Here is a 748-nt window from a genome sequence, read left to right on the forward strand (position 1 = left end):
TAACTCCAATATATGACTATGTACCTGACAAACGTCGCTACCTTATTTACGCAAAACAATGTAGCGTTGAGAACACCCGATCAGGGTATTCACTTGCTTGTTCTCTTAGTTGACAAAGTTTTAGTGAGACAGTTAGTGCTCTCAAAGTATCTCCTGTCGTTCTATTCATCAACACGTCATACCCGACTTCACCTTCCCTAAGGAAACGCCTGCTGCGCCAGGTCGAGCTGGGCTCCGGCTTCCTGGCCCAGAGCGCCCCGACCCTGCACTTCGGCCTCGGCGGCTGCTCTCGGATCGACTCGATCGAGGTCCGCTGGCCCTCGGGCAAAGAGCAATCGTGGCAGGATCTGCCGGTCAACCACCGCATCGCCCTCACCGAGGGCTCCGGCGACTTCCAGACCTCGGCCCTCGAGCACCGCAACTACAACCGTGACCAGCTGGCGCCGGCCGCCGGCGAGCTGTCGGCGCCGCGTCCGGACCTCGCCTTCGACCGCCTCGACGGCGACGGCGCCCTGGCGCTGGCCGACCTCGACGGCGGCACCGCCGTGCTCAACTTCTGGGCCACCTGGTGCACCGCCTGCATCGCCGAGATGCCCGAGCTCGAGGCCCTGCACCGCCGCTTCGGCCCGCGCGGCGTGCGCGTGATCGGCGTCTCCCTCGACGAAGGCCGGCCCCAGGAGAAAGTCACCGCCTTCCTGAAAGAGCGCGGAGTGACCTACGAGCAGGTGTGGGGCGACGTCGACCAACA

1 protein-coding gene is annotated in these 748 nt (G+C 63.2%); it reads left to right on the forward strand.

Features of this window, described 5'->3' with window-relative positions:
• Positions 1 to 167 precede the first annotated feature (167 nt).
• Positions 168 to 748: redoxin domain-containing protein (locus GY791_06180; GenBank protein MCP4328008.1), on the forward strand; the 581-nt coding region annotated here is incomplete at its 3' end.

The sequence above is a fragment of the Alphaproteobacteria bacterium genome, from assembly GCA_024244705.1.
Lineage (GTDB): Bacteria > Pseudomonadota > Alphaproteobacteria > JAAEOK01 > JAAEOK01 > JAAEOK01.